This is a genomic window from Asticcacaulis benevestitus DSM 16100 = ATCC BAA-896 (assembly GCF_000376105.1).
GTDB lineage: Bacteria > Pseudomonadota > Alphaproteobacteria > Caulobacterales > Caulobacteraceae > Asticcacaulis > Asticcacaulis benevestitus.
In genome coordinates this window covers 142,801-150,052 of sequence record NZ_AQWM01000006.1, presented here as the reverse complement: position 1 = coordinate 150,052, position 7,252 = coordinate 142,801, and the positions used below count along the sequence as shown (strand labels likewise).

General features: G+C 60.9%; 9 protein-coding genes. 3 read left to right on the top strand and 6 right to left on the bottom strand.

The genetic code is table 11. The features are described from left to right. Together B060_RS24215 and B060_RS0110135 are read left to right on the top strand one after the other, a co-directional pair. On the top strand, positions 1 to 259 hold a 259-nt coding region (locus B060_RS24215), incomplete at its 5' end, for a hypothetical protein (protein ID WP_018081670.1). Positions 260 to 456: 197 nt separating this feature from the next. After that, positions 457 to 1,044: an alpha-ketoglutarate-dependent dioxygenase AlkB gene (locus B060_RS0110135; protein WP_018081669.1), complete on the top strand. Its 588-nt coding sequence runs from the start codon at positions 457 to 459 to the stop codon at positions 1,042 to 1,044. On the opposite strand, the gene B060_RS0110130 is transcribed toward B060_RS0110135, so the two are convergent. Next, entirely contained in the window at positions 1,034 to 1,795 is a 762-nt protein-coding gene (locus tag B060_RS0110130; RefSeq protein ID WP_018081668.1) for a pseudouridine synthase, read from the bottom strand. The two genes, B060_RS0110135 and B060_RS0110130, sit on opposite strands and share 11 nt — an antisense overlap. Positions 1,796 to 1,849: 54 nt before the next feature. Here B060_RS0110130 and B060_RS0110125 point away from each other — a divergent pair, with 54 nt between their 5' ends. After that, a complete protein-coding gene (locus B060_RS0110125; protein ID WP_018081667.1) occupies positions 1,850 to 2,506 on the top strand; it encodes a peptidoglycan DD-metalloendopeptidase family protein in 657 nt (218 codons plus the stop codon). 128 nt (positions 2,507 to 2,634) lie between these two features. On the opposite strand, the gene B060_RS24210 is transcribed toward B060_RS0110125, so the two are convergent. From B060_RS24210 to B060_RS0110100, 5 genes are all read right to left on the bottom strand, one after another. Next, positions 2,635 to 3,369 (bottom strand): ATP-binding cassette domain-containing protein, encoded by a 735-nt coding sequence (locus tag B060_RS24210; protein WP_018081666.1) that lies wholly within the window; start codon positions 3,367 to 3,369, stop codon positions 2,635 to 2,637. Continuing rightward, entirely contained in the window at positions 3,359 to 4,036 is a 678-nt protein-coding gene (modB, locus tag B060_RS0110115) for a molybdate ABC transporter permease subunit (RefSeq protein WP_018081665.1), read from the bottom strand. The genes B060_RS24210 and modB overlap by 11 nt, the downstream gene beginning before the upstream one ends. Continuing rightward, the gene (locus tag B060_RS0110110) at positions 4,033 to 4,395 is read right to left on the bottom strand and encodes a VOC family protein (protein ID WP_018081664.1); all 363 of its coding nucleotides are present in this window, start codon (positions 4,393 to 4,395) and stop codon (positions 4,033 to 4,035) included. Before B060_RS0110110 ends, modB begins: the two co-directional genes overlap by 4 nt. Then, the gene (gene modA, locus B060_RS0110105; protein WP_018081663.1) at positions 4,392 to 5,141 is read right to left on the bottom strand and encodes a molybdate ABC transporter substrate-binding protein; all 750 of its coding nucleotides are present in this window, start codon (positions 5,139 to 5,141) and stop codon (positions 4,392 to 4,394) included. The genes B060_RS0110110 and modA overlap by 4 nt, the downstream gene beginning before the upstream one ends. 143 nt (positions 5,142 to 5,284) lie before the next feature. After that, complete coding sequence (locus tag B060_RS0110100; protein WP_018081662.1) at positions 5,285 to 6,901, bottom strand: OprO/OprP family phosphate-selective porin; 1,617 nt, start codon at positions 6,899 to 6,901, stop codon at positions 5,285 to 5,287. Positions 6,902 to 7,252 lie beyond the last annotated feature (351 nt).

Sequence of the window (7,252 nt, the reverse complement as noted above, 5' to 3'; positions counted from 1 at the left end):
GTACGTGGCCATCGAGCTGGGCGAAAATCAGGATCTGATACGCGAGGTCTCCAGTGACATGTTCTCCGAGCACGGCTGCTTCACCGCCTACAATGCTTACCCCGTCACAGAACAAAGCATCCCGATCATCATGTTCACCCAAGAGGGCATAGAAAATGTCCGGGAGATGCTCGCCGATAGACGCGATCACTATGTCGAGCAGATGCGCAGTACCCGCCGAATGTACCGGAGACTCAGGCGCGAGACACCTGCGGCCTAGGCCGGATGGTTACGTACATTGGCGCTCATCGCCAGCAGTTCACACATGAAAGCCTCGTGTAAGGAAGCGTCCGGTGTCGCGCCTTATGCTGCGAAAGTAAAACCATAATTGCTTCGCCATTGGCGCAGGCCCGCTACACTGTTCGACCGGTTGCCTTTAATGTTCACTTTATGTTCTATTTGATATAAAGTGACGCTATGTCGATCCTGTCCCTGTTTGAAGAACCGCTGCTTTCCGGCCTGACCTATCGGGACGACTATATAACGCCGGCGGAGGAAGCGGCTTTGATCGCGTGGATCGACCAGCAGCCGTGGTCGATGGAGTTGCTGCGCCGGCGGCAATGGTACGGGTGGAAGCCCGATGACAGCGCCTATGGTCGTCCGGGCGAATATCAACCACAGCCCATGCCGGACTGGCTGCGCTGGCTAGGCGAGCGGCTGCATCGGGATGGCATCTTCAAGGGCGTGCCGGAGCGCGCACTGATCAACGAATATCATCCGGGGCAGGGGATCGGCGCGCATAAGGACCGCGATACCGAGCGCATCAAGGCGGTGGCTATCGTCAGTCTCGGTTCGCCGATCATGATGGACTTCACCCGCATGGGGCATCCGACGCGCACTCAATATCTCTATCCGCGCAGCCTGCTGATCATGCGGGGTGAGGCACGCGACACCTGGATGCATGGCATTGTCGGGCGAAAAACCGATAAGGTCGGGGGCTTGATCGTGCCGCGTCAGCGCCGTTTGTCGCTGACCTTCCGCTACATCGACGCTGTTAGCCCTTGATCAGCGCCGTGCGTTCTTCGGGCGTCATCACACGCCACTGGCCTTCGGGCAGGTTGCCGATTTTGACGGCGCCGATGCGCGGGCGATAGAGATCGGTGACGCGCAGTTCGCACATGTCGCACATACGGCGAATCTGGCGGTTGCGGCCTTCCTTGAGGATAAAGGTCAGGGTCTGCTCACCGGTTTGCACCACCTTGGCGGGGCGAAGCTTGCGACCATCGAGTTCAAGGCCGTGGCGCAGCCATTTCAGCTTTTCCTCGAAAATCTCTCCGCGCACCCGGACGTGGTATTCCTTTTCTAGATCGCTTTCGGGGCCGATGACGGCCTTCACCAGCACGCCATCGCCCGACAGGATGAGCAGGCCGCGCGAATCCTTATCGAGCCGCCCCACCGGCGCCAGCTTGGTATCCTGATCCGGATAGACATTGGCCGGACCGAACACATTGGCGCGTTTGATCATGCGCACAGCCGGGGTTTCACCGGGCTCGGGCTGGCCGGACACGATACCGATGGGCTTGTGATAGATCACCGTCATGCGCGAATCGAGCACCTCGGCACCGCCTTGGTCCATCGTCAGGGTCTGACCGCGCTCGATCTTGCGGCCGGCATCGGTGAAGGCAACACCATCAATGCTGATGCGGCCGCTCTCGATCAGGGCATCGGCCTCGCGTCGTGAACAGACGCCGGTCTGGGCCAGCCACTTGTTGACCCGTACGGGCTCATCACCATCATATGTTTTGCTTAAGGACATGCCGCTTCCTACAGCGCTATCGACGGCGGTTCAAGTCTGGGCTAGGCTCAGGCGATGACCTACGCGCTTTATACTGACTGGCTGAAGACCGCCGCGCCGCGTGCCGAGCTCATGGCGGGGCTGCACGGCGGTTTTGATCCGATCCGGCTCGATGCCGAAGGCGCGCGCCAGTTGGGCCTGACCGATGACTTGCCGGGCAGTCATGTGATCGAGACGCCGCGGCTGAAGGTTGGTGGTTATGATGAGGAACGCGCCATCTATTCCGGTCCGGTGTTCACGCCGGCGGCAGGCGCTGAAGCGCGGACCCTCCATCTGGGCCTTGATATCTTCGCCGTGGCCGGCACGCCGGTCTTCGCGCCGCTGGACGGGCGCATCCACAGCTTTCAGGATAATGCCAACCCGAAGGACTATGGGCCGACGATCATTTTGGAACACGCGGTCACTGAGGCGCTGACATTCTATACGCTCTACGGTCATTTGAGCCGCGACAGTCTTGGGGGGCTGGAGGTGGGGCAAGGGATGACGAGCGGGCGGCAGATCGCGCGGCTTGGCGCGGCGGAGGTCAACGGCGACTGGCCGCCGCATCTGCATTTTCAGGTCATTCTTGATATGCAGGGCAAGACGGGTGACTATCCCGGCGTCTTCCGCAAGAGCGAGCGCGAAAAGTGGAAACGCATCTGTCCCGATCCGGCGGGTTTACTCGGTATCTGAAAGTAAGGGAAGTGGTCCACAGATAAGCCAGATAAGCACAGATTTTCAGGTGGATCATGGCCGAACGTGGCGGCCTTCTCTTAGGCGCGAAGCGCCATCTGTGTAATCTGTGTAATCTGTGGATTTCCTTAAACCTTAATACCGGCCTTCAAAGCCGCCTCAGCCAGGGCACGCACCTGCGCCTCGCTCAGGCCATCGAGCGAGGTGTCGAAGGTCGTCGCCGGCGCGTCGATGATCCGCCCCCTGGCCATGCGCAGGGTACGGTCGGCCAGGCGCTCGACCTCGTAGGCATCGTGGCTGACATACAATACGGGCAGACCGGTATCGCGCGACAGGCTGGCGATCATCGGCACGATCTCGGCCTTGGCCTCGCTGTCGAGGCTGGACAAAGGCTCATCCGTCAGCAGAATTTCCGGCGCGCTGAGCAGGGTGCGGGCCAGCGCGACGCGCTGGCGCTCGCCGCCGGAAAGTTGGGTGACCGAGCGCTTGAGCAAGCCCTCCAGTTTCAGCCGCGCCACCAGGCCAGCAAAATCGACCGTGTGGCCGCCGTTGCGCTTGAGGGCGAAATCGAGATTGGCGCGCACGGTGAGGTGCGTCAGCAGCGAGGCCTCCTGAAAGACATAACCGACACGGCGCTTGTGGACCGGCACGAAGGTGCTGCCATCCTGCCAGATATCGGCGCCGATCTTCACATGGCCCTCCAGCCGCGTCAGGCCGGCGATGGCGCGCAGGAGCGTGGTCTTGCCCGAACCCGACGGTCCCCAGATGGCGGTGACGCCCTGCGCCGGCACGGAAAACGCCGCATCGAGAACGAACGCACCCGCAGAGCCTTTCAGCGATACGTGAATCATGTCATGCGTCATTTTGGGCGCTCCAGCGGCGGTCGATCACCAGCAGCGATAGCAGAGCCGCGAAGGCGAAGACCAACAGGCCGCCGGCCAGCCGGTGGGCGCTCGGCCAGTCCATCTGCTCGACCAGTTGCCAGATGCGGATCGAAACGACCTCGGTCTTGCCGGGAATGGCGCCGCCGATCATCAGCACCACGCCGAATTCGCCCACCGTATGGGCGAAGACGAGCAGGGCGGCGGTCAGGAAACCCTTGCGCGCCATAGGCAGAGCGACATTGAAAAACGTGTCGAGTTTGGAGGCGCGCAAGGTGGCAGCGACATCGAAAGGGCGCTGTCCCAGGGCTTCGAAGGCATTACGGATCGGCTGCACGGCGAACGGCAGGGAATAGATGATCGAACCGATAACCAGTCCTGCGAAGGAAAAATTGAGCGTGCGGACGCCGAAGGGGTGGAGCAGGTCCATCAGTGGGCTTTTCGGACCCATGGCCACGAGCAGATAGAAGCCCAGCACCGTCGGCGGCAGGACGATGGGCAGGGCTATGACCGCCGTGACGATATCCTTGAACAGGTTGCGGCGTCTCGACAGCCACCAGCCGATTGGCGTGGCGATTACCAGCAGGCAGAGCGTGGTGGTGGCGGCCAGGTTGACCGTCACCCAGATGGCGCCGCCGATATCGTTCATGCTTCCGGCTTGTGACAGACGGCTTCGATATTATGGCCATCGGGATCGAGCACGAAGGCGCCGTAATAGTTGGGATGATAGTGCTCGCGGATGCCTGGCGGGCCATTGTCGCGGCCGCCGGCGGCCATGGCGGCTTTGTAAAAGGCATCCACGGCGGCGCGGTTTTCAGCCTTGATAGCCACGTGCAGGTGGTCGGTCGGCGCACCGTCCTGTAGCCAGAAATCCGGTTTGCCTATGCCAAAGCCGGTACCGTAGGGGCCGTCCATGACCGCGGTATAACCAAGCGGCGCGAAGGCGGCGGCGTAGAAAGCCTTGCTGCGTGTGCGGTCGGAAACGAGCAGTCCCATATGGTCGATCATGATGTGTGTACCTTGTAGCCGTAGGATGTGATGATTTTGACGCCTTCGGGTGACCTGAGAAAGGCCAGCCAGGCGCGGCCTTCGGGCGTGTCTTTCAACAGGATGGCCTGCTGATCCATGGGGGTGTAATCACCCGCCGGCACGATCCAGCGCGAGCCCTTGCCCGACTTGTAGACCTGCGACAGAGCGACGAAGCCCAGTTCTGCTGAGCCGGTATCGATAAAGCCGAAGGTCTGCGCGATCGAACTGCCCTTGACGATTTTGGCGGCGACCGCGTCATACAGCCCGCGCTTTTTCAGATATTCGACCGCGGCGACGCCGTAAGGCGCCGAGGCCGGGTCGGCGATGGCGAGATGCTCGAACTTGCCCTTGGCGATGACCGCGCCTTTGCTATCGACAAAACCGGGCGTAGCGCTCCACAGCACCAGCGTGCCGTAGGCATAGACGAAGCGGGTGCCCTTGATGCCGAGTCCTTCGGTTTCGAGTTTGGTCGGGCGCTCGGCGTCAGCGCTCAGGAAGGCGTCGAAGGGGGCACCTTGCTGGATCTGACTGTAAAAACCGCCGGAGGGGCCGAAGCTCAAGCTCACGTGCGTGCCGGTCTTTTTCTCGAAAGCGCTGGCGGCTTCCTTGGCGGCGTCGGTAAAATTGGCAGCCACGGCGACCTGAATATCTTTTGCCGAGGCTATTGAAGGCATGATGAGCGCCAGCAGGGCGAGGCCGGTCAGGAAGCTGCGTCTGATCGTCATGGGAATCTGGCTCTAAATAAATCCAAGGTGCGGTGATTATCTCACCGCACCTTGGCAAGGGCAAGCGCCCGCCGCGCACGTTTGCGCGTTAAGCCATGCGGCGCTTGAGCTAAAGAAAGCTAATCGTGGGCTGTAGCCCGCGATTAGTAACTGAATTGGGCGCGGGCGGCGATGGTCGTGTAGTCCTGACCGATCGAGGCGCCTGCAGCGTTCAGGCGTTCAACCTTGACGTCCTGCCCCTCAAATACGAAGCGGATGGCAGGGTTGAGTTGCCAGTTCAGGCCGATGGAGGTGATGTCCTGTTGACCACCGCGCACGCGGTCGGCCGCCAGCAGGGCGTCGGCGTGGTAGTTGAGGTCGAGGGTCGAGTAACGCGCCACCAGTTCGAAGGCGCCCCACTGGCCCGTCTTCGGATCGAAGTTGTGGGCCGGCACGATGCCATCGAAGGCGCCGGTCTGGGTGTTGTACTTGCGTGTTTCACCGGTGATGACCCAACCACCTTCGGCATACCAGCCGGTGAAGTCGGGGTCGGTGACACCGGCCGCCGCGCCGAGACGCTTGATCTTGTACTGGAAGGCTTCGGACGCGAGGTAGAGGTTTTTGTATTGCGCGCCGAACTCGATGCCGGTGGCCGAGGCGGATTGGGTGTTGATCGCGCCGCTATCGATCAGGCGGGTGCCGTCGACGCGGAGTTCGGGGCGATCGCGCAGTTGCACCGGATAACGCGTGGCGGCGCTGGCGCCGGCATCGCCCGGATTAATGATGGCGTTGTAGTTGAGGCCGACGTGGATCAGAGAGTTCTTGCCCTTGATGGGCGTACCGGCCACGCGGGCGACGACGCCCAGTTGCTCGTCGTTGTTGACGGTGTTGAAACCGCTCGCCGCGGTATTGAGCGCCGAGACCGTGCCGCCGGTGAGGGCGGCTGAATAGAGCCAGCGATCATAGGTATTGAAGATGCCGACGCCCATGCGTGTGTCGCCGCCGGCGAAGTTACGCGCCAGTTCTGACGAGGAGGCACGTTCCATGAAGGCCGAGGCGTTTTGTGATGCGGCGTCGGCCATGCCGGCCAGAGGGGCGAATTCACCCACGCGGATCTTGGCGTTCTTGAAGCCGGAATACTGGATCCAGGCTTCGTGGATGCGGCCGACATCCTCGGCACCGGCGCCGCCGAAATCAAACACCATGTTGTAGTCGAAGTCTTTGAACACCTTGCCTTTGAAGCCCAGGCGGGCGCGGCGGAAATTGGTGCCGCTGTTCAGGTCGCGCGCGGCGCCCGTAATGGCGGCAGGCAGATTGTCGTCCTGCATGTAGCTGGCGGCGTCGGCCTGGATATTGCCATTGATGCTGAGCGTGAAAGCGCCGTCACTGGAGGCAAACGTCGGGGTGCCGTTCTTGATGGAGACCGAAGCCGTGGCGGCGGCCGGTGCTGCCGGCGCCGGCTTAGGCGCGGTTACGACCGCCAGGGTCTGGGCCTGAGTCTGGGATTGGGCTTGCAGGGTACGCAACTGATCGGCCAGGTTACGCACTTCGGCCTGAAGGGCATCGATCTGCGCCTGCTTCTGAGCTTCTGAAGCCGCGTCGTCGGATTTTTGAATAGCGATCAGCTTCTGGGCTTCCGCCATGATCAGATCGTGGATATCAGCCTGGGTCAGTTGTTTGGCGGGCTTGGCCATTACCGGTGCGGCGGCGACACTGAGGGTCAGCAGGCTGGCGGCGGCCAGGCAAACATTCCGGTATGTCCGGCGGCTGGGGGTACGCATGTCTTACTCCTTTGAACAATGCGCTTATCCTAAACGCTATGGGTTAATTGCGCGTTTAGGATGAAAACGCGCTTTGAGCACGAAGGAGGCGTGTTTTCTGAAATGAAAATACAAGGCTGCTTATTATTATAAGTGTATGAATTTGCGGGAATAATTTTTCATATTTTGACACAACGTGGTGTTGTCTTGATGTAATATTTTGCCGTTGATTGCCTTTTTCGCCTTTTGCAGGAGGCGAAAAATTTAGATCGCAAAGACGCTTATTTGCGTGCGCACGAAGATCCATGGCGCCAGACCGTGCGTGGTAATATCCCGGACAGGGTTGGGGAGGCTACCCAAGCGGTGCAAAAC